We start from the raw sequence: 20044 nt of genomic DNA, 5'->3' as shown, positions 1-20044 counted from the left end.
CGAGTCCGTGAGGAGAACGCGAAGCCGCAGCGACTCGATCCGCGAGGATGAGGAGCTGCGGCTTCCGCGTGCGCCCGGGCTCTTCCGGCGCTTCTGGGCGCGGCATCCCCTCCTCGCCGATGTGCTGCTCGCGCTTCTCTGTCTGCTGCTCTCGCTCGTGCCCGCCGGGCGACTCGTGGACGATTCGATCCCCGAAGCGACCGCCATCGCGATCCACATCGCCACGCTGTCGATGGTGGTTCTCGCCTGCAGCACGCTCCTGTGGCGTCGTCGGGTACCGCTGGCCCCCTTCGTCGCGTCGGTGGTCCTGGGCACCGTCGGCCTGTTCACGGGACTGTCCGGGGGGCTGATCCTCCTGCTCGTCGCCTGCTACGGACTGGCGGTCTACGGTTCCTCCCGCGCCGCCTGGACCTGGTACGGAATCGGCGCCGCATGGTTCGTGGGCCTCACCGCTCAGCTCATGCTCACAGGCGTGATCGTGCTCCAGAGCGGATTCGACACCGCCCTCAGCTATGTCGTGCTCGGCTTGATCGGCACGCTCATCGGCGTCAACGTCGGAGGACGCAAGCGCTACCTCTCCGCCGTCATCGATCGCTCCCGACAGCTCCTCGTCGAACGCGACCAGCAGGCCAAGTTGGCGGCCGCCTCCGAGCGCGCACGCATCGCACGCGAGATGCATGACATCGTGTCGCATTCGCTGACCGTGATCGTGGCGCTCTCCGAGGGCGGCGCGGCGACGTCGGACCGCGAGCAGGCGCGCAAGGCCGCGCTCTCGACGGCGGACACCGCTCGTGCCGCGCTCACCGAGATGCGGTCGATGTTGGGCGTCCTGCGTGGCGACGATTCACCGCTGCCTCTCGCGCCGCTGCATCCGGTACCGCCCCGGGACACCGTCGAAGCCGCGCAACGCGCCGGCTTTCCGGCCACGCTCACCGTGGTGGGGCAGCCCGATGTCTCCCCCGCGGTCGCACACGCGATCGGTCGCATCGTCCAGGAGGGCGTGACCAACGCGATGCGCCATGCACCGACCGCGTCGGCGATCACCGTACGCCTGGACTACGCACCGGAGACGGCGACGATCGAGATCGTGAACGACGGCGTCACGGGCGAGGTCGGAACCGCCGGTTTCGGTGTCCGCGGACTGTCCGAACGTGCGGCCCACGTGCACGGCACGCTGCAATCGGGGCCGGCCGGTGAAGGACGGTGGGTGCTGCAGGCCGTGCTACCGACAGGAGGAAGCGCTCCCGGCGCCGGGAGCGAGTCGATGGAGGGCGACAGATGACAGACGCGATCAGAGTGCTCCTGGTGGACGATCAGGAGCTCATCCGAGTCGGGTTCCGCATGGTTCTCGAAGCCGAGGGCGACATCGTCGTGGTCGGTGAGGCCGCCGACGGGAGAGCCGCGATCATGCAGAGCAGGAGCCTCGCCCCCGACCTCGTGCTGATGGACATCCGCATGCCGGAACTGGATGGCATCGCGGCCACCGAGACGATCGTGCGCGAACATCCGCAGACGAAAGTGCTCGTGCTGACCACCTTCGACCTCGACGAATACGCCTTCGGCGCCATCCGCGCGGGCGCGAGCGGCTTCCTGCTGAAGGATGCGCAGCGACAGGAGATGATCTCTGCCGTGCGCGCCGTGCACCGCGGAGATGCCGCCCTCTCACCGCGCGTCACACGGATGCTGCTCGAGCACGTGACGCCGCACCTGGGCCCCTCCGCGACCCCGGCGCCCGACGCGGCGGAGAGCGCCGCGCTCGCCTCCTTGACCGAACGAGAGCGCGATGTGTTCCTGGCGATCGGACGCGGCCTCACCAATGCCGAGATCGCCCAGACGCTCTACGTGGGCGAGTCCACCGTGAAGACGCATGTGGGCCGGGTACTGACCAAGCTCGCCGCCCGCGACCGCATCCACGCGGTGATCCTGGCCCACCGACTCGGCCTCGTCGGCGACTAGCCGCCTCGCATCACGCCTGGGCGGGACTCCACTCCGAGACCTGATCGAGCACGGCCACCTCTTCCGGGGAGAGTTCGAGGCGTGCTCCCGCGAGCAGGTCCGGCACCTGCTCGACCGAGCGGGCGCTGGCGATCGGTGCGACGACGGTGGGCTGCGCACGCAACCAGGCGAGCGAGGTCGCCGCGATCGACTCGCCGTGGGCATCGCCGATCTCCTCCAGCGCGTCGATGATCCGCAGGCCGGCCTCGGTGGCGTACTTCGCGGCGCCCTGTGCGCGCGGAGAGGCCTGGCCCGCGGCATCCGTCGAACGGTATTTGCCGGTGAGGAATCCGCTCGCGAGAGAGTAGTAGGGGACGAGCCCGAGCCCGAACTCCTCGGCGACCGGGATGATCGCCTCCTCGACCTCGTTGCGGTGCACGAGGTTGTAGTGCGGCTGCACGGCGACCGGCACGGCCGCTCCGGTGCGTCGGGCGATCTCGATCCATTCCCGGATCCGATCGGCTGAGTAGTTCGAGACGGCGACGTGCCGCACCAGGCCATCCGCGACGAGCTGGCCGAACGCGGCGACGGTCTCCTCCAGCGGGACGGTCTCGTCATCGAAGTGCGCGTAATACAGATCGAGCTCGTCGACGCCCAGGCGCATCAGCGATGCCTCGGCCGCCTTGCGGATGTTGCCCGCGGACAGCCCTCGGAACTGCGGGTGCTGGCTGACCTTGGTCGCGACGACGATACCGGCGGGCTTGCGGGAGGCCAACCATTCGCCGACGATGGTCTCGCTCTCCCCGCCCTCGTTGCCCGCCACCCAGGAGCTGTAGGAGTCGGCGGTGTCGATGAAGTCGCCGCCCCCGTCCACGAAGGCGTCGAGCACCGCGAAGGAGGTGTCGCGGTCGGCCGTCCAGCCGAACACATTGCCGCCGAGCGAGAGCGGGAGCACGTCAAGATCACTACTGCCGATACGAGTCATGTCGGTCATAACCGCCCGCGGTGCCTTGCGCATTCCCGCTCGCCTCCTCCTCGAGCCGGACCTGCGACGGGCGCCCGACGAGACGCGGATCGGGAGCATGAGCGATCAGGGGGTCCTTGCCGGGGTAGTCGAATCGGGCGAGAACGCATCTCATGGCCTCGAGCCGCGCTCGCTTCTTGTCGTCCGAGGCGATGACGATCCACGGGGCGGCCGATGTGTCGGTGTGGATGAACATCGCCTCCTCTGCCGCCGTGTAGTCCGCCCACCGATCGACGCCGGCGAGATCCGTCGGACTCAGCTTCCACTGTGCAACCGGATCTGCGCTGCGTCGCTGGAACCGCCGCCTCTGCTCCGTCTCACCGACGGAGAACCAGAGCTTGACGAGACGGATGCCCGATCCCACGAGCATCCGCTCGAACGAGGGAGCCGTCTGCAGGAACTCCTCGTAGTCGGCGGACGAGCAGTAGCCCATCACCCGCTCGACACCGGCACGGTTGTACCAGGAGCGGTCCATCAGCACGATCTCCCCACCGGACGGCAGGTGTGCGACATAGCGCTGGAAGTACCACTGGGTACGCTCGGCATCCGTGGGCTTGTCGAGAGCGACGACCCGCGCCCCGCGCGGATTGAGGTGTTCCATGAAGCGCGTGATCGCCCCTCCCTTGCCTGCCGCGTCCCGCCCTTCGAACAGGACGAGCACACGTTCGGAAGCGCTCTTGACATGGGATTGGAGTTTGAGGAGTTCGATCTGGAGCAGTCGCTTTTCCCGTTCGTATGCCGCCGCGGAGAGCTTCTCGGTGGGCGGATCGCCGTGCTGCCCCTCCGTCGCGACCGCGGCCACGTCCGATGCGCCCATGAGGTACGTCCCTTCCCGACCGGCCGATCCGAGCGCACCGCGCCTCACCGCGGCGCAGGTGGCCGGACCGGGGAGGCGGCCACCTGCGCCGTCTCCCCCGGTACGACTCCATCGGGCACCGGAGGATCGGCGTGGGTAACATATCACCCACTAAGGTGATATGTCAGGATACGAGATCACGCCGCGAAATCGGCGAAAGGCGCGAATCGCGACTATCGTGCGGGGATGGGAACGATCCAGTACGGCAACGGCGAAGAGATCCACATCGAGGACCGCGCGCTCGCCCATCTGAAGGTGGTCATCGCGACCAAGCTCCGCCGCAACGAGAGCTTCACCCTGTCCTGGCGTCATCCCGATGGCGAACCCGCCGGACGCTCGACGATCTGGCTGCACCCGTCCATTCCGCTGCGTTTCACCTTCGAGGCACCCGAGGCACCGCAGCTGAATCCGACCTGGATCCAGAACCTGATGCACTCCGCGAGCTCGACGGGCGGAATCAGCCTCGTCGACGAGGTGCTCGACGTGCCGCAAGAGGCGTGACACCGTGGCACCGCGCGAAGAGCACGTCGACGGCCGCCCCATGGGGAACCCCGCGACCCGGGAGCGACATGGCGAGGTGAGACGGCGCTCGCTCCTGGCTGGTGCGGCATGGTCGGTTCCCGTGATCGCTGCGGCTGTCGCGACACCGCTCGCCGCCGCATCGGCGGGTGCGCGTGGGCGGTTCGTGATCGAGTCGATGTTGGGCGGCACCTGGATCGATCCCGAGTACTACGGGGCATCGATCCAGCTGCGCAACGACGACACACAGGCCGTCTCGCTGCCTGTCGAGCCGATCACCAGCGGCGTCGTCGTGGTGAGGTTCGCCTCGATCGATGTCGGCGCCGTGGCACCCGCCATCATCGCGAACGCCGGCGGCGGCAGCCCGGTCGTGGGTGCACTGCCGGCGACCGACCCGACGTGGACGGCCGGAGGCGCGGTCGACAACGGCGACGGCACAGTGTCCTACACACTCGTCTTCGCAGGGTCGGTGGCCGGTCAGGGCGTGACCCACGTCAGCTTCGGCATCCTCGGCTCGAGCCCGCTGCATTCAGGCATCACCGTGGAGCTCCGAGCCACAGGCGACCCGACGGACGGGACGACGAGCTCTCGCACGGTGACCCTGTTCTGAGTGCCATCGGGTGAGTGTGCCGCCGGTCACCCCGTCCGGGTGAGAAGAACGGCAGCGCCCGCGTCGAGGGCCGCAGAATCGGCTCATGCACAGAGGCGCCTCGGACGAGTCCACCCCCACGACACGTGTTCTGGACATCATCACGGTCGTCCTGCTCTCGGTGACCGCGGTCGTGACGGCGTGGTGCGGCTTCGAGGCCTCGAAGTGGGGCGGCGAGATGTCCATCGCGTTCAGCCAGGCCTCCAGCGCTCGCGTTCAAGCGGCTTCCGCCCAGTCCACGGCCCAAGCCGCGCGACAGTACGACCTCACGCTGTACACGGAATGGGTTCTCGCGGAAGCCGACGGGCGGGACGATCTGGTGAGCTTCGTCGAGGAACGCTTCACCGAGGAGTTCGCGGTGGCTTTCGACGCATGGACCGCAGAGGGACGCGCCGCGCGCGGGCCGTTCGTGATGGAGGAATACGTGCCGCCCGGCACACGGGAAGCCGAGCAGTTGAGCGCGCGAGCGGATGCGAAGTTCGACGAAGCGCTCACCAACAATCAGCGCGGCGACAACTACTCCCTGCTCACCGTGCTGTTCGCGCTCGTCCTGTTCTTCGCCGCGATCTCTCAGCACCAGGCGGTCCCCTGGCGACGCCGGGTGTTCCTCGGCCTGAGCGGCGTCATCGTGCTGTGCGGACTCGCCCTGTTGATCACGTTCCCGATCAAGATCTGACCCGGGTGGACGCCACCCCGACCAGAACCCCCGCCGCCGCCATCAGAGATAGGCGATGTGCACGTCGTCGATGAGGCCGTCGAAAGGAAACGGCATCCGATCCGCATACCGACGTGAGACGGGGCCGCCGTATGCGCGCCCGATGTCGAGGCAGTCGTTCGCACTGAACAGCAAGGGCGCGCTGACCGGCACCACCCCGGACGCCACCTCGACGCCGTCGGCCCGGAGCACGACCTTCAGCGGACCGCCTGGTCGACGTTCCACATAGTCCGTCACCACTTCGATCACCGACTCCCCTGGGGCGAGAGGCGACTCTGTCGCGATGGTGGTTCGTTGGATGAGGAAGAGGTTGTACTCATAGGTGAGGACACCGTCATCGAGGAAGCACGTCAGCCCGCCTCCCGAGCCCCCGAGCTTGTACAGAACCCCGTTCGCCCGCTCCGGAAGGGTGACGCCCAACCGGACCACGTTCGGCTTGTTACCGAGAGCGGGAGCGCAGAACTCCGGAATGCGGAACGTGTCGCCCGTGAAACTCCACTCCGTGTACGGCGGCGCGATGCGCTGTTCCGGATGGAGGGCGACGACCCACAGCCCGCCCCCGACGGGCAGCACCTTGTTCTTGGCCGCTTCCATGGCGAAGAGTTCTTTGAGCTGTGCGAGCTTCTCCGGGTGCTCCGACGCCACGTCGTGGGCCTGGCTCCAGTCGTTCTCGAGATCGTAGAGCTCCCACAGGTCCTCATCCGGGGTCCAGGTCCGGATACCCGCAGGCAGGCCTTGCACCCAGGGCAGACGCGGTCCGATCGCGGAGGCCATCCACCCATCCGAGTAGATGGATCTGCTCCCCATGATCTCGAAGTACTGCGTGTGCCGGCGTCCTTCCGCCTCCGCATCGTCGAGCGAGTACGCGAAGCTGACGCCGTCGAGGGGCTCCTGGGGGATTCCGTTCACCACGTCGGGTTCGCTGATTCCCAGGATGTCGTAGATCGTCGGCACGACGTCGATGACGTGGTGGAACTGAGTACGCGGAGTCGCATCGGGCTGGAGCCGCGCGGGCCACTTCACGATGAGCGGGTTCCGAGTGCCCCCGAGGTGCGAGGCCAGAAGCTTCATCCCTTGGTAGGGAGTGGAACCCGCCCAGGCCCAGCCTGCGTGATACTGGTTGTCGGTCGCGGGCGTGCCGATCGCGTCCAGCCCTCCGAGCTCTTCGAGTGCGGCGATGTGATCGGAGACGTTGCTCGGGATGCCGTTCTGCGCGAGCAGCTCACTGATGGTGCCGTTCTGCCCCTCGCCGGACGAGCCGTTGTCGCCCCACAGGTAGAGGACGATGGTGTTCTCTCCGTAGCCGAGTCGTTCCACCTCGTCGATGACCCTGCCCGCCTGCACGTCGACGTGCTCGGCGAAACCGGCTGCGACCTCCATCAGACGACGTTGGAATGGCTTCTCGTCATCGGGAATGTCATCCCATGCGGCCATTTCGGGATGGCGGGGAGTGAGCTCGGCATCGGCGGGGATCCACCCTGCGCTCTTGGCCCGTTCATGGACGCGCTCACGGTACGCATCCCACCCGTCGTCGAACTTGCCCTTGTACTTGTCGGCCCAGTCTTTGGTGACGTGATGGGGACCGTGGATCGCTCCGCTCGCCCAATACATCAGGAACGGCTTCTCGGGCGCGAGCGCCTTGTGCGCGCGGAGCCAGCCGATGGCATCATCGGCGATGTCCTCGCTCAGGTGATAGCCCTCCTCCGGCGTCTTCGGCGGCAGCACGACCGTCGTGTTGCGCACCAAGTTCGGTTCATACTGCGACGCCTCCCCCGCGAGGAAGCCGTAGAAGTACTCGAACCCGTATCCGGTGGGCCACCTGTCGAAGGGACCGGCAGCGGTGGTCTCCTCCGCGGGAGTGTTGTGCCATTTCCCCCACGCCGCGGTGGAGTAGCCGTAATTGCGAAGCACCTCCGCGACGGTCGCCGTGCTCTTCGGAATGTGGCCGGAGTAGCCGTCCCAGTCGTTCGCCAGTTCGGCGATCTGTCCGTTCCCGACCCGATGGTGGTTTCGCCCTGTCAACAACGCCGCTCTCGTGGGCGAGCACATCGCCGTCGTGTGGAACCTGTTGTAGCCGACTCCCTCGTCACGCAGCCGGTCGAATGTCGGCGTGCTCACCTCGCCGCCGAGCGAGGTCGGCAATGCGGGGCCTGCATCATCGATCAGAACGATCAGGATGTTCGGCGCATCCGAGGGAAGATGCGACTCGACAGGCTTCGGGGAATACGTCGATTCCTGCATGATGCGCCCCGCGACGCTTCCCGATGGCGGCGGCGGAAAGGGCAGCACCCTCGCAGGCGGCAACGGTGCCGAACGAATCGGCCGAACTCCTTCGGATCCAGCAACCATCGACTTCTCCGAACTCCCGCCAGAGACGAAGGTCGGATCGATCCGAGCACCGCGCACTGGATGGCGCTCAAAGTAGCGCATCGCCCCCTCGGCGACAAGACCTCGTCGTGTCGACGAGGGGCCTCCCATCGGAGCTTTTCACTGCGTGTGCTGAGCCGACTACGGGACTCGAACTCTACTTTGCGACATGCAACTCCGGCGCATCCGCGAAACGACGGGCGCAATCACCGACCCTGAGTCACCGATAGCCACACTCAGACGTGAGTAACCGTGGGCAAAATGTGGGCACGTCGTTCTGCTCGCACACAAGCGTGAGATCTCTCTCATCCCGACGTCGGATACCGCGACGTAGAATCGAGACTCTCGGCCGGAGAAAGGAAAACCGGCCATATGGGGAACCCCGGGGCGACGCTCTCCGCCTACCGCGACATGCAATCGCAGGAACGATCGATCCTCGAGGCTGCGAAACGCGGCCCACTACAGTCGCTCACCGACCGTGAGATGGATGCGCGCGAGCAACCGATGACGATCTACCCGCGGCCGAAGCGTGTGCGGGCGTGGGTGCGTTTCGGCGCGGAGGCCATCCGCGTCGACGCGAAGCTCGTTCGCTCTACTCCCCTCGCGGCCGGGATCGAGTTCCGTGCCGCGGGTGAGACTTTCCGATGTTGGGTGTGGGGTAACGCCGTCGTTCTCGTCTCGGCCGAAACCAATTCATAACGTTCTTCCATTGAATGTCCGAACCCCCGATAGCATTCGGATCATTCGGCCTGCGCGTCTCTCTGGGGGGCCGATCACGCAGCCGAGAGGAACCCTCATGTCAGACCCGACTCCCGCCGCCGGTTGGTACCCGGCTCCGCACGCCAACAACGAACAGAGATATTGGGACGGCACGCAGTGGCTCGAGCCGACACCACAGCAGGCCTCTGCCGTCACACCGACCGCGGACGCGACGCATTTAGGCCTTCAAGCAGATGCTGCCGTCCCCGCGGGGACAGAAGGCGTTCCCACGGAGAAGATGTCGACGAAGAAGAAGTGGATCATCGGCGGATCTATCGCCGCTGGCGTGATCCTCGTCGGAAGCGTCGGCAGCGCTCTCGGGCTCGGCAATAAGGACGGCGCTCCCACATCTGACATGAAACCGACCACGTCGGCGGAACCGGCTACCGAAGCAGAGCCCGCACCGACCATCGTCGTTCCCGACGTCGTCGGCATCCCCGTCTCCGACGCGATCGCCGTACTCACCGACGCCGGCCTGATTCCGCCTGCGCTGTCGACTTTCGAGGATCCAACCGCCCTGGTCGTATCCACCAGCCGCGCCGCGGGGTCTACCGCGAACGACGGTGCAGCAATCTCGATCGTCGTCGAGGAAAAACCCAAGCTCACCCTCGGTCAGCAGAACGCGATCGACAAGGCGCAGAGTTACCTCAGCTTCGCCGGGTTCTCGCGCTCCGGGCTCATCGAGCAGCTTGAGTTCGAAGGATTCAGCACCGAAGACTCAACTTTCGGCGCCGACAACGCAGGCGCGGATTGGAACGCCGAGTGCGCCGAGAAGGCTCAGTCCTACATGGACATGTCTTCGTTCTCTCGACAAGGCCTCTACGACCAGCTCGCATTCGAAGGGTTCCAGGCTGCTGAAATCGAATTTGGTCTCGCCGCAGTCGGATACTGACCTCGAACGAACGACAAAACGACCCCCACCAGCCGAGGCTGAGTGGGGGTCGTTTCGTTCTCGACGTGTCAGAGCAGAGTGTGATTCTTCTCGTTTGTCCGGTCGTACACGGGCTGCTTGGGGAGGCCGAGGAGCCACCCGAGTTTCGGCGACACGTAGAGCTCGAACACTCGGGCGAGGAAGTACCAGAGCAGTGACGCGCCGCCCATGAGGGCGAGCGTGACCTGCACTTCGACATCAGGATCGAGCGGGATGCCGAGGCTGACCAGCCAGCCGATGACGACACCAGCGAGCCAGGGAACGTACGTTCGGACAAGGGAATCGAACAGGGCTTTCATGGGTTCTCCTTCTTCTGTTTAATCGCATCGGTCAGTCGACCGATGTCTTTGCGGAGGCCGCGCACGTCGGCGCGCACCTCCCCGGTTTCGAGACGTCCGGCCTGTACGTCTTCGCGCAACTGGACGGTGTCGTCGGATGCTTTTCGTGCCGCGCGCACCGCGTGCTGTGCGATCTCGCGAACTTCTGCGATCTCTCGGCGGGTATCGTCAACGTCGTCGCGAAGGTTCGTCCCATGAGAGTTCTTCACCTGGTGACGGACCTCGCCAGTGCGTTGCAACAGCAAGGCAAGGAGCGTGCCCGCGGCGCCGAGTAGCGCGACCAAGACCTTTGCGGTCGGCTCGTCGAGGAGTGCTTCGCCCGCCTCGTCCCGCAATCCGGACGACCACAGGAGCGCCGCCCCGGTCGCGACAACACCGACGCTAACGATCACCCACGCGGGAATCGACTGTCGCCGGTGGCGGGGTGTGTGGTCGGGAATGGCGCCCGGCATCAGCCGTCGACGCCCGCGGAGAGGCGTGCCAACTGCTGTTCGCGGGCACGAAGCGACTTTTGGTGCTCGCCGAATTTCTCCAACACGTAGGCGAAATGACCCGGCGTGAGGATCTTGAGACCACCCTCGGTGAGCCCTTCCGCGAACGATTCCGTGTATGCCTTCGGCGTGTTCTTCAACTCGAGTTGTGCGCCGTCGTCCCAGTCCAGGGCAACGGATTCGATTGCATCTAGGTCATCGTTCTTGCGGTAGCCGATGACCAACGATCGGAATGACATTAGATCCTCCAGGAGTGGTTCGGGGACCGGGACCGGTATCGGAACCGGGACCGGCTTGACCGGGATGGGGGTCGCGACGAAAGCCGGGACAGCCCAGATGTTGTTGAAGTCGCCGATGTGCCACAGTTCCTCCGGCGACACGAAGTTCACGGTGAACCCTGCGAGGCGGCACAGTGCCACGAACCGAGACCATGCGAGATTCCGGTTTCCCGGTGCTAGGCTCTGCCAGTTGCCCACGTCCACCGCGGCAACCTGCCGGCCCCGGTAGATCAGACCGTGCGACGAGTACCCGGGGACGGCCGCCCAGATCCCCAGATCCTTTCGGTACTGCACCTGGACGTCATACGGGCGGTATCCGTTCCATCCCGGGGTGACGTACAGCGTGATGCCGTACTTCGCCTTCGCCTGAGCGACCATCCACCGCCACCGTGCCGCAGTCCCAGGTGGGAGGTATACCTTCCCACCAAGGTGAACCATCTTCGACAGCGGGTAGCGACCATTCGTATAGCCGCCCATGATCAGCTGCACCCATACACGGACACGGATGCTGCGTTGATCGTCTGGCCGGGGTTGAACCGGATGCCGTCGAGGAGGGTGGTGAGGCCGAACTGCGCGGCGACGTCCGTGGTCACGAGAGCCGGGCTACCACCTGACGCATGGTCCTTCCCGCCGAGCATCGTCACATCACCCGACGATGGTCCGAAGATGTCGAGAGCGAGCCTGTGTCGGGTCGCGGCGACACCACTCAACGTCATCCCGGATGTCGTGACGATCGACGTCGCGCGAGCGGTCGCGCTGGAATCCCAGCTGCGGTTCAGGGTGTAGTTGTTCGTGGCAAGGTCCGCTCCGTTCGCGCGGAAGGCGGCGTTGAGTGCAGTTGCGGCCGCCAGTGTGAAGTCGGCGAGGATCCGGTAGTTCCGGAACCGCGGGGAGAAGACGTTGTCCAGAATCAGCGATGTCCCGGAGTTCGCCGCGACGGTGCGGATCAGTGTCATTCCTGAGCTGGCATCTACCCATGCTGACCCGTCGTGCTGGTAGAGGGTTCCTGTGTCCAGGGCGATAGCCCGCTGGCGGGGCGCCGGGTTCGACCACGCGTTCAGGAGTGATGCGTTGCGGAACGGCACGACACCGCCTGCGGCCACGGTGCACTGGTAGGTCTGCGTGATGACCACCCCGGACGACAGCGTCGTGGTCGCCGACGACGGGATCTCTGCCGTGGCGAGTTCGAACGCCCCGGCCGGGATGCTCGGCTTCGACGGGATCGCCGCGGCCACACCCTGAGTGACACCGATCTCCGGAAGGTTCGAGCCGTCCGCGTGCTGAACGAAACGGGCGCGCGCCCAGATCACATCAATGCGGGAGTTCGAAGCCGGCGACGCCGTCGTGGCGACGATCATCGAAGCATCGTTCGCGATGAGTTCGATGCCGTTGTTGATCCGGGACAGTGCCGCGAGGAACGCGGCGACGTTGTATCCCATGCTCGCCCGGCCAGTGACGATCGGCGCATCGCTCGCCAGGAATACGCCCGGTCGCGGCGTGCCATCGGCGTTACGTGTGACCAGTCCGGCCATCACACGACGCGTGTCTGTGATCGACAGTCCTGCCGGATCCTGCGTGGGGAATGTCTTCGTGAGAGTCACGATGCCTCCTAGGCGATGGTGAAGCTGCCGATGACAGCGAGCTGCGCGAAGTTCTGCGCGTGCGGCGGAAACGCGGCAGGGTTCAGCGGTTGGAGCTGGAACTCGACCGTGACTGCGCCGAGCGCGGAGACGTCGACCTCGGTGGCCGATGTCGCGGTGATGACGTTGTTCACGAGCGTTGCGCCGGCATCCTTCGCCGCGGGGAACTCCCGCGACGCGGACCCGTTGATGAGGATCCGCCCGTACGATGTCGTCAGCCCGCCGCTGGTCTGATCCAGCACCGCAGCAGTACCGATCGCGAGCACCTGCAGTCGCGTCTTCCCCGCCGGAACGGGCAGGGACACGCTCGCGTAGGTCGCCCAGCTGCCGGAGAGGCCGATCCCGCCGGCCTGACCGATCCGGAAGTCTTGAAACGGCAGACGCCGGACAGCCTGCGCGCGTTGCGTCCCAGACGGTGACTCCAAGTCGCTCAGGCGCTTGTCGAGCTTGCCGATCTTCTCAAGCAGCGGGCCGAGATCACCGCCCGCCGATGGTGCCGGATCAGCCATGGCGCCTCCTAGCTGTCGTAGACCTCACCGCACGTCACGGTGATCCAGTCGGAGATCGCGCCGGAAAGACCAGCGATCCGCCGCGTGTACGTTCCGGGCGGGACGTAGCCGCCAGCGACGGGAGCATCCTCAGTGACCGTGACGTTAATCAGCGACCCCGGTCCGTACTCAAACGGGTAGGGCGACTCATCGGCCCTCACGTTGAACGACCAGAACTCCCATGGCTTCTTCGCGGTGCGAAGCGTCTCCACGTTCCACGAATCGAGGGTCTCCGGCAGGACCGTGTTCGACGATGCGTCGCTTTCGAGTTCGAGCAGCGGGAATCCGCGATCGATGAGCGTCGGATCGTAGAGGCTGCGGACGAGGGTGGTGTCGTCAGCACGGCCCCCTTGTGACCAGGAGAGCGAGCCCATACGGGATGGGTTGGTCTGCACGGACAACCCGGACCCCTGCCCCACTTCCCAGTCGAACGCGTCCGGACCCTGCAGTCGCGGCTGCTCCTCGGTCCCGGTCTCGAACACCCAGCGGAATCGGTCGGGTCCGTCCCATTCGAGGCGCATCCGGATGTCCGGGCCGTTCTCGACTTTCGACAGGTCGGACCACGCATCGTCGACGTTCTTCCGATCGATTGCCGCGTAGGTCCGCTCGCGAATACCCGATCGGTCCTCTGGCCACACGATCGGCATATTCGAACCCGGCCACGCACACGCCTGCTGCCCGATCTTCTTCGCGATCGTCCCCAGATCGAAGCCCGCCCATGTCGAATCGAGCGAGGTGTCAGGTTCACCATTGGGCAACACCAGTGACTGGGTCAGCGCAGCCGGAGGCAGCACCGAACGGCGAGAGAAGACGATGCGTCCTCCGCGAGCGGTGAGCTTCAGACTGCCGCCCGCGTCCGAGAAGTCGTGCGGCATGATCGGGCCGCCCAGAAGCCGCCCGTTCGCGTCGACGGCGATGGAGTGCTTCCACGGTGTGCCGAGGTTGCGCCAGTCCCGTGAACCTTCACTCGTCGAGTTCAGGTCGAACGCCCCATCGACCGTCTCCGCCTGGTTCGCGTTCTCCGACCACTGCAGGTCCGACGGCTCCACTTCCTGCAACAGATTCCCGCTGAGCGTCTCGAAGACGAAGCACCTCACCACCATGCGGAAAGCACCCGCCCTTCCAGGATCGGCGACGCCACCGGGGCGGTCACATCGAACTGATACGAGCGGGACTCCCCCGCCGGCACCAGCTCCCACTCCCGCCACCGCAGCCAGCGCGAAACGTCTGACTGGCCGTCGATTGTCGCGCGGCGTTCGGCAGTGTCGATCACCACCACCGACCCCGACGGCACGAGACGATCCAGCCCGATCCGCGCGCCTGTCTCTACGCATGTGATGAGCGCCGATCCGAAACCGCCGTGCAGACGGAACCTGGGTGCGGAAGGCGCCTTGCCCGAGTTCGTGAGCGTGATCCGCCCCGACGAACCGCCCCCCGGCCAGATCAGAGGCCACACTGCTGGCCAGACAAGCCCGTTTCCCTCGCTCGGCGGCGACGTCTGCACCCAAGGGACATCCGAATCCACCGCGTACCGCCGAGGATCCCGTGCGATCATGTCGACGGCAACGTCGCCAACGGGGCGACCGTGATGGTCCGTCGGCGACGAGACCTGCACCGATACGCGACGTCCGCTCCGGCCGCCTGGCGTGATGACGATCATCATCACAGGGCCTTCGGCACCGATCGCGGCGAGTGTGTCAAACGCATCCTCGAGCTCAGCCTGAGTAGCGCCGAGGTACGCGGCTTTGAAGCTGACCGCTCGCGAAACACGGAGTGACTTCTCGGTGTCGAACGCGCCGTGCGCTTGCGGGCGTTCGACGGCCTCGACCTTGTCGTCGGTCTGGCCGAACCAGTCGATTAAGTCGGAGAACGTCCATCCGGTTGATCCGGTGTCGGCGAACGTGAGTGGGCCGAGCTGCAGTGTGGTCATGATGACGCGAATGCCCTCTCTGCTTCCCGTCCGAGTTGCCGCATCGCGAGGCGCGGATCCGGGTGCTTGATGGTGATGTGCTGCTGCACAGTCGCCGTATGGTTTCCCGAAAGGCCTTCCTCGAGCGCCTGGTTCATCAGTCCCGTGTCGACGACGGACTCGGGGTGGCCCGCTTCCGCGAGGACTGCGAGCGTGCCACCAGCACGAGGAAGCACCGTGGCACCGTCCGCGAGTCGTGGGATCTTCCCGATCGAGAAGTCGATCGTGCCGCCCGTGACGTCAGAGACGAAGTTGCCGACTTCGTTGAGGCCGCCGATGAACCCGTTGATCCCATCGATGATGAAGTTGATGAACGCTTTGAAGGTGTTCCTGATCCCGGACCAGATGCCTTCGAAGAAGCCACCGAGGCCGCTGAACACGTCCGTGAAGATCCGGCCGACTTGCTTCACGACCGGGATCACGAACCCGTTGAACAGCGGCACGATGATGGAATTCACCAACCAGGTGATGACGCCCGCGAGGGCAGTGATCACGGTGGCGATGACGTTGAATACCGGGACGAGGACCATACCGATGATCTCGGCGACCGTCGTCAGGATCGGAGCAAGCGCCTCGACGAGTGCTCCGATGAGCGGAGCGAACGCCTCCATCAAGCCGACGACGACCGGGATCAGCGCCTCGATGATCGGGAACAGTGCCGACACGAGTGTGCTCACCACGGGGATCAGCGCTTCGAACAGCGCGCCCAGGATGCCGCCGAGCGTCGACATCAGCGACACGATCGGCGGGAGCACGGCAGCGAGTGCTTGCCCGATGACTGCTGCGAGCTGACCGAACAGCGAAGCCAGCATCGGCAGAAGCGGCTCGAGCGCCCGGAAGATCAGCATGACCGGCGAGACCGACATCCACAGATCCAGCAGCACGGGCAGCAGCGGGCTGAGCGCCTGCCAGATCTGCGCGAACGCCGGCGCGAGCGACTCCCAGATGACCGACGCGATCTCCCCGAACGTGGAGAGGATGGGCCCGAACGCCGAACCGACATCGGGCATGTCGTCGAAGAGACCGTTGACGAACTTCATCGCCCCGCCGAGGGCGTTGAAGATCGCCGTGCCGATCGGCTCGATCGCGGTCAGTGCCCGATTCTTGAACACCTGCCACTGCTCGCCGAAGTCGGCGGTCTCGTCGGCGACGGCGAGGATCGTGTCCCCTGTCGCGCCCACCGAGGCCTGCAGGTCGTCAAGGTTCACGACGCCGGACTGCAGCGCCCCGACGAACTGCGCGGCGCCCCGGGTGCCGAAGATCTGCGACGCGAGGTCGAGCGCCGCGGCAATCTCCCCCTCGTCGACAAACGACTGCATCTCGCTGGTGACACGCTGGAACGCGGCCTGCGGCTCTTCGCCGTCCTTCGCGAGGGTGACGAGACCCTTCGACAGGGACGCCATCACCTGCTGCGAGTTCAGGCCCGCCTTGTCGAGCGAGCCCAGCAGCGACACCGAGTCCTCGAACGAGAAGCCGAGATTCTGCAGCGCCGGCGCCGCAGACTGCGCACCCGACGCGAGCTCGTTGATCCCGACACCGGTGGCCTGCGACACCTGGAACAGGGTGTCCATCGCGGTCGAGACGCCCTCGCCCTCGATCTTGAAGGCGTTGAATGCGGCCGAGGTCGCATTGATGTCGACGTCTTCGCCGAGAATACGACCGGCCTCGAGGTACTGCGCGGAGACGGTCGTCAGCGTCTCACCACTGAGACCGAGACGGGTGTTCAGGTCGGCGACTGTCGACCCGATCTTGTCGAACGAGGCAGGCACGTTCGCGCCGACGTTCTTCGCCACCTGCACGAGACCGTCGAGAGCCTCGCCCTGCGCGCCAGTGCCGACACGGATCGTGTCGGTCACGTCATCGAAGATCGAACCGACTTCATACAGGCCCTTGAAGGTGCCGACCACAGCGGCGCCGATGGCGGCGACACCGATGGCGCCCTTCGCCTTCGCCGCCCACTCGGAACCCGCCCGCTTGCCGGACTCCCCCGCGGCGTTCTCGCCGGGCGCGAGCGCCTTGACGATGTTGTCGGTCGCGTTCTCCATGGTGGGCACCATGCGCAGCCACACGGTTGCGAGCTCGACACCCTCAGAGGCCATCGTGCACCTCCTGTTGTCACCGGCGGCCGGCGGACTCCCACCAGGCGTTGAACTGCGAGATCGGGATCGGATCGCGCCCGAACTTCTGCTGCTTGCGCTTCTCCCACCAACGGGTGAGGCGCTTCGGGCGTACGCCCTTCCCCCGGCGCAAGAGGAAGTTCGTCGCCTGGACCTGGTCGACGAGTACCGCGAGGACCTGCTCGATCCATGACGGGATCTCGTGCCCGTGGACGGCAGCACCCAGCGCGTTGCCGGGGAGTTTCTGCCACCGCCGCACGAGCACGAACAGGTCGCGCCAGGTGAAGGCCTCGGAGCCGATGTCGCGCCAGCGGAGGCCAGCGGCGATCAGCTCGAACTCGACGGCCTCCTGATGCTCTTCTACGAGGTCGAGGAGGCCGAGGATTCCCCCAGAGTCACGCTCGATCCCGTGCGCCACGCGTTCGCGAACTCTTCGAGTCCCTCACGCGTCAGCGTGTCGAACGCCGCGAGCTGCGCCTCGTCGAGGTAGCTCTCGATGAGAGTGAGGATCTGGTCGACCTGACCGAGCTTCCGAATCTTGCGGATGACACCGACCTCGATGTCCTCGAACCGAGGCAGCGTGATCTCGGTGTCGCCGACGACGTAGTGGAACTTCTCCAACATGGGAACCTGCTTTCTGGGAACCGGGGGCTGGTACGTCGCGGCCGGACGGGTTCCCAGCGCCCGACCGCGACGGTCTGAAAGATCAGGCCGCGACGACGCCGTCGTCCAGGAAGATGTAGACGTTCTTTCCCGCGGCGTCCGGGTACGTCGTGAGCGTCACCGGGAGGGTGACCGCGGCGGAGGCGAGCAGCGAGATCTCGCCGCGTTCGGTGACCTGGCCGTGAGGCACGAAGATCAGCACACGGCGGTCGCCGTCCTTGACCTTGATGTACCAGGCCTTGATCGGGCGGGCCTCTCCGGCGATCGCCGCGCGGGTGAGCGTGCCCTTCGACGCGGTCGCGGCAGTGACCTCGACGTTGTCGTCGCCCATGTAGTTCTTGAGCGCCTCCTCGGACAGTTCGAGGTGCGCCCAGGCGAGCGTCGCGTCGAACTCGGTGAGGATCTTGCGGATCGTCTTCAGCGACCAGTCCTTGATCGACTCGGTCGACTCGGTCGGCGTGATCGTGACTCCGTCCTCGCCGACGTACCCGGAATCACTCAGGCCGGTGAGGACGAAGTCGTCGATCGTCTCCGGGATGACATCCGTCTCTGGACCGGTCAGGATCGCCCCGGTCGCCGCCTGATCGGGCGTACCGACGAACACGTTCTTGCTGTTCACTGACATCGCAGTTGCCCCTTTCAGGCATGGATGAGCGCCGCCCCGGACGGGACGGTGCGCGAGTGGGAACTCAGACCGCGACCCTGCGGAGGTCTACGGAGATCAGAGCGGTGAACCGGAAGTGATCCGGCACCAGGGGGTTCGGCAGGTTCTGAGGCAGAGCGATCGTGCGATACCGGTACACGGTTGCGCCGCCGAGCGACCCGGCGCGCACGGCGGCCTCGATGATCGCGAGCATCAGCGCGCACAGGTCCCGTGCCTGTTGCTCCTTCACGGAGTATCCCTCGAGCGTGAGAGTCGGAGAGTCGGTCACGAGGTCCCGCCCGGTGCCACCTGCCGCGATCAGTCGTCCGAACACGTCGGGCTTTGGGTTCTGGGCCGGGATCTTCGTGCCGAGGCGTTTCGCAGCCGTCGTGACGCTCGGAAATCCGTGAATGGGGAGCACGGCGGAGAGTTCTGCGAGCGCGTGCACCTCGGCGTCGGCGGGGATGAGGAGCTCCACGGTCACCTCCCGGCGTCGATGGCGCGCGTCAGCGCGCGATCCTCGGCTTCTGCTCGCTTCGCCTCGGTCGTCCTAGATGTCACGAACACGACGACGCGATCACGGTTCCTCGTGGTCGTCGCTTCGAATCCTTCACCCGCGGCGGTTGCGATGCGTTCACCACGAGGAGTGAGGTTGTCGGCTGTCTCTTGGGAAGACAGCAGCTTGCGGACAGCGTCACGGTTGAGCTTGATGCGCATCCCCTTGACGGCCATCAGCCCTCCCAGCTCACGAGCATGAGGATCGTGTGAGACGTGCGCGGCGAAGGACCAGGCTGACGCACCACGGCGCCATCGATCTTGAACTGCTCGCCGAAGACGACGATGCGGTCGTGGCGTTCGACATCGGCGTCGAACGGTCCGCGTGCTGTCCATCGGATCGAAGCGGCGTCACGGTTCTGTAGATCGGCGACGGTGTTGCCGGCGTCGAGTGCCCACCCGTGCAGATCGGTCGGCGTCGCGTTGGTGAAGTCCGCTTCGACGCCGCCGCGGCCGTCGTCGACCATCTGCGGGCGTTCGCGCACGAGTGAGTGTCGAGCGACGATGCCGCCGATCATGGCAGCCATCCGATCTTGTATGCGGCGAGGCGGTCGTGGTCGGCGGGCTGCAGTGCGCCGGAGTTGCGGGCGTAGGTGACGGAGACGCCGCCGGCCTGCTCGCGGGTGATGCCGGTCGGCGAACCGAGTGCACCGGCGGCGAGCTCAAGCGTCAGCGTCACGAGATCCGCCGGCACGTCCGCGAACCCTGCGGTGAAAGTCACGGACCGGCGACGACCGCAGAGGTTCGTCCAGCCGGTCATCTTGTCGAACTCGATCGAGTCCGCAACGAGCGAGGTGCCGTCTACCGTTGCTGCAGTCACGGATGCGATCGCCATCGCGGGCAGCCAGACATGTTCGGCGTAGGGCCCGACGCGCTCGAAGATGCGGGTCTCGACCTTCGCGATGTGCCATCCGCAGGCGTTCCGGATGGCCGCGGTCGCGGCCTTGAGTTCCTTCTCGAGGAAGGGGTGGTTGACGGGGATCGCGCCCTGCGACCGATCAGCCATTTCCTGCGCTGTCGCGAACGACTCGGTCTGAAGCGCCATCC

25 protein-coding genes and 1 pseudogene are annotated in these 20044 nt (G+C 65.9%); 8 read left to right on the top strand and 18 right to left on the bottom strand.

Annotated elements, in window-relative coordinates; translation table 11 throughout:
• Positions 1-7 precede the first annotated feature (7 nt).
• Both E0W80_RS04590 and E0W80_RS04585 read left to right on the top strand, forming a co-directional pair.
• Positions 8-1282 (top strand): histidine kinase, encoded by a 1275-nt coding sequence (locus E0W80_RS04590; RefSeq protein ID WP_131491485.1) that lies wholly within the window; start codon positions 8-10, stop codon positions 1280-1282.
• Positions 1279-1956: a response regulator transcription factor gene (locus E0W80_RS04585; RefSeq protein ID WP_131491484.1), complete on the top strand. Its 678-nt coding sequence runs from the start codon at positions 1279-1281 to the stop codon at positions 1954-1956. Before E0W80_RS04590 ends, E0W80_RS04585 begins: the two co-directional genes overlap by 4 nt.
• Positions 1957-1966: 10 nt before the next feature.
• Here the strand turns inward: E0W80_RS04585 and E0W80_RS04580 are convergent, their stop codons facing one another.
• Together E0W80_RS04580 and ppk2 are read right to left on the bottom strand one after the other, a co-directional pair.
• The gene (locus E0W80_RS04580) at positions 1967-2920 is read right to left on the bottom strand and encodes an aldo/keto reductase (protein WP_131491483.1); all 954 of its coding nucleotides are present in this window, start codon (positions 2918-2920) and stop codon (positions 1967-1969) included.
• A complete protein-coding gene (gene ppk2, locus E0W80_RS04575; protein WP_131491482.1) occupies positions 2901-3776 on the bottom strand; it encodes a polyphosphate kinase 2 in 876 nt (291 codons plus the stop codon). The genes E0W80_RS04580 and ppk2 overlap by 20 nt, the downstream gene beginning before the upstream one ends.
• Positions 3777-4001: 225 nt before the next feature.
• Here ppk2 and E0W80_RS04570 point away from each other — a divergent pair, with 225 nt between their 5' ends.
• From E0W80_RS04570 to E0W80_RS04560, 3 genes are all read left to right on the top strand, one after another.
• Positions 4002-4316: a hypothetical protein gene (locus E0W80_RS04570; RefSeq protein ID WP_047521504.1), complete on the top strand. Its 315-nt coding sequence runs from the start codon at positions 4002-4004 to the stop codon at positions 4314-4316.
• 4 nt (positions 4317-4320) lie between these two features.
• Positions 4321-4944 (top strand): hypothetical protein, encoded by a 624-nt coding sequence (locus tag E0W80_RS04565; RefSeq protein ID WP_131491481.1) that lies wholly within the window; start codon positions 4321-4323, stop codon positions 4942-4944.
• Between the two features lie 85 nt (positions 4945-5029).
• The gene (locus E0W80_RS04560) at positions 5030-5659 is read left to right on the top strand and encodes a hypothetical protein (protein WP_131491480.1); all 630 of its coding nucleotides are present in this window, start codon (positions 5030-5032) and stop codon (positions 5657-5659) included.
• 42 nt (positions 5660-5701) lie between these two features.
• On the opposite strand, the gene E0W80_RS04555 is transcribed toward E0W80_RS04560, so the two are convergent.
• Positions 5702-7939 (bottom strand): arylsulfatase, encoded by a 2238-nt coding sequence (locus E0W80_RS04555; protein WP_131491479.1) that lies wholly within the window; start codon positions 7937-7939, stop codon positions 5702-5704.
• A gap of 498 nt (positions 7940-8437) precedes the next feature.
• Here E0W80_RS04555 and E0W80_RS04550 point away from each other — a divergent pair, with 498 nt between their 5' ends.
• The 3 genes and pseudogenes from E0W80_RS04550 (at position 8438) to E0W80_RS04545 (ending at position 9716) form a co-directional block, all read left to right on the top strand.
• Complete coding sequence (locus E0W80_RS04550; protein ID WP_240740454.1) at positions 8438-8764, top strand: hypothetical protein; 327 nt, start codon at positions 8438-8440, stop codon at positions 8762-8764.
• 97 nt (positions 8765-8861) lie between these two features.
• Positions 8862-8960, top strand: a pseudogene (locus E0W80_RS19340) (DUF2510 domain-containing protein); the annotation flags it as partial.
• A 102-nt stretch (positions 8961-9062) separates the two neighbouring features.
• A complete protein-coding gene (locus E0W80_RS04545; RefSeq protein WP_240740458.1) occupies positions 9063-9716 on the top strand; it encodes an Ltp family lipoprotein in 654 nt (217 codons plus the stop codon).
• A gap of 68 nt (positions 9717-9784) precedes the next feature.
• On the opposite strand, the gene E0W80_RS04540 is transcribed toward E0W80_RS04545, so the two are convergent.
• The 15 genes from E0W80_RS04540 to E0W80_RS04470 form a co-directional block, all read right to left on the bottom strand.
• Complete coding sequence (locus E0W80_RS04540; RefSeq protein ID WP_131491477.1) at positions 9785-10054, bottom strand: hypothetical protein; 270 nt, start codon at positions 10052-10054, stop codon at positions 9785-9787.
• Entirely contained in the window at positions 10051-10545 is a 495-nt protein-coding gene (locus E0W80_RS04535; RefSeq protein WP_131491476.1) for a DUF2746 domain-containing protein, read from the bottom strand. Before E0W80_RS04535 ends, E0W80_RS04540 begins: the two co-directional genes overlap by 4 nt.
• Entirely contained in the window at positions 10545-11240 is a 696-nt protein-coding gene (locus E0W80_RS04530; protein WP_131491475.1) for a hypothetical protein, read from the bottom strand. The genes E0W80_RS04535 and E0W80_RS04530 overlap by 1 nt, the downstream gene beginning before the upstream one ends.
• A gap of 101 nt (positions 11241-11341) precedes the next feature.
• Entirely contained in the window at positions 11342-12463 is a 1122-nt protein-coding gene (locus tag E0W80_RS04525) for a hypothetical protein (protein ID WP_131491474.1), read from the bottom strand.
• Positions 12464-12471: 8 nt separating this feature from the next.
• Positions 12472-13011, bottom strand: a complete 540-nt coding sequence (locus E0W80_RS04520; protein ID WP_131491473.1) for a hypothetical protein — start codon at positions 13009-13011, stop codon at positions 12472-12474.
• An 8-nt stretch (positions 13012-13019) separates the two neighbouring features.
• Complete coding sequence (locus E0W80_RS04515) at positions 13020-14153, bottom strand: hypothetical protein (RefSeq protein ID WP_131491472.1); 1134 nt, start codon at positions 14151-14153, stop codon at positions 13020-13022.
• Positions 14144-14980, bottom strand: coding sequence for a hypothetical protein (locus E0W80_RS04510; RefSeq protein WP_131491471.1), 837 nt, complete (start codon positions 14978-14980; stop codon positions 14144-14146). The genes E0W80_RS04515 and E0W80_RS04510 overlap by 10 nt, the downstream gene beginning before the upstream one ends.
• The gene (locus E0W80_RS04505; RefSeq protein ID WP_131491470.1) at positions 14977-17118 is read right to left on the bottom strand and encodes a phage tail tape measure protein; all 2142 of its coding nucleotides are present in this window, start codon (positions 17116-17118) and stop codon (positions 14977-14979) included. Before E0W80_RS04505 ends, E0W80_RS04510 begins: the two co-directional genes overlap by 4 nt.
• A gap of 16 nt (positions 17119-17134) precedes the next feature.
• Positions 17135-17554: a hypothetical protein gene (locus E0W80_RS04500; protein WP_131491469.1), complete on the bottom strand. Its 420-nt coding sequence runs from the start codon at positions 17552-17554 to the stop codon at positions 17135-17137.
• Positions 17497-17760: a hypothetical protein gene (locus E0W80_RS04495; RefSeq protein WP_131491468.1), complete on the bottom strand. Its 264-nt coding sequence runs from the start codon at positions 17758-17760 to the stop codon at positions 17497-17499. The genes E0W80_RS04500 and E0W80_RS04495 overlap by 58 nt, the downstream gene beginning before the upstream one ends.
• Before the next feature lie 82 nt (positions 17761-17842).
• Positions 17843-18424, bottom strand: a complete 582-nt coding sequence (locus tag E0W80_RS04490; protein WP_131491467.1) for a hypothetical protein — start codon at positions 18422-18424, stop codon at positions 17843-17845.
• A gap of 64 nt (positions 18425-18488) precedes the next feature.
• Positions 18489-18920 (bottom strand): hypothetical protein, encoded by a 432-nt coding sequence (locus E0W80_RS04485; protein ID WP_131491466.1) that lies wholly within the window; start codon positions 18918-18920, stop codon positions 18489-18491.
• A gap of 2 nt (positions 18921-18922) precedes the next feature.
• The gene (locus E0W80_RS04480) at positions 18923-19174 is read right to left on the bottom strand and encodes a hypothetical protein (RefSeq protein ID WP_131491465.1); all 252 of its coding nucleotides are present in this window, start codon (positions 19172-19174) and stop codon (positions 18923-18925) included.
• Entirely contained in the window at positions 19174-19524 is a 351-nt protein-coding gene (locus E0W80_RS04475) for a hypothetical protein (RefSeq protein WP_131491464.1), read from the bottom strand. The genes E0W80_RS04480 and E0W80_RS04475 overlap by 1 nt, the downstream gene beginning before the upstream one ends.
• Positions 19512-20042: a hypothetical protein gene (locus E0W80_RS04470; protein WP_131491463.1), complete on the bottom strand. Its 531-nt coding sequence runs from the start codon at positions 20040-20042 to the stop codon at positions 19512-19514. The genes E0W80_RS04475 and E0W80_RS04470 overlap by 13 nt, the downstream gene beginning before the upstream one ends.
• Positions 20043-20044 lie beyond the last annotated feature (2 nt).

It is taken from the genome of Microbacterium sp. PI-1, assembly GCF_004337555.1.
Lineage (GTDB): Bacteria > Actinomycetota > Actinomycetes > Actinomycetales > Microbacteriaceae > Microbacterium > Microbacterium aurugineum.
This window is presented reverse-complemented; position numbering and strand designations above follow the sequence as displayed.